Below are 373 nucleotides of genomic sequence, written 5' to 3' on the forward strand. Positions count from 1 at the left end.
CAAAAACATGGGGCCTTAGCTCAGCTGGGAGAGCGCCTGCCTTGCACGCAGGAGGTCAGCGGTTCGATCCCGCTAGGCTCCACTTATTTTAATATCATTTATGGCGGTGTAGCTCAGCTGGCTAGAGCGTACGGTTCATACCCGTGAGGTCGGGGGTTCGATCCCCTCCGCCGCTACCATAAAGGACCTTTAGCTCAGCTGGTTAGAGCAGACGGCTCATAACCGTCCGGTCGTAGGTTCGAGTCCTACAAGGTCCACCACTAAAGGTTTATATCTCGGAGGTATACCCAAGTTCGGCTGAAGGGATCGGTCTTGAAAACCGACAGGCGGCGAGAGTCGCGCGGGGGTTCGAATCCCTCTACCTCCTCCATTT

General features: G+C 55.5%; 3 tRNA genes and 1 rRNA gene (1 of these 4 only partly in view). All 4 read left to right on the forward strand.

Annotated features, from left to right (window positions below):
* Positions 1–24 (forward strand): 5S ribosomal RNA (gene rrf / locus ACLBXA_RS00005) (it extends 105 nt beyond the left edge of the window).
* A 78-nt stretch (positions 25–102) separates the two neighbouring features.
* Positions 103–179: transfer RNA gene (locus ACLBXA_RS00010), tRNA-Met, on the forward strand.
* Positions 180–183: 4 nt separating this feature from the next.
* Positions 184–260, forward strand: a tRNA-Ile gene (locus ACLBXA_RS00015).
* A gap of 17 nt (positions 261–277) precedes the next feature.
* Positions 278–370, forward strand: a tRNA-Ser gene (locus ACLBXA_RS00020).
* The last annotated feature ends 3 nt before the right edge of the window (positions 371–373 follow it).

The organism is Bacillus sp. D48C (assembly GCF_053345735.1).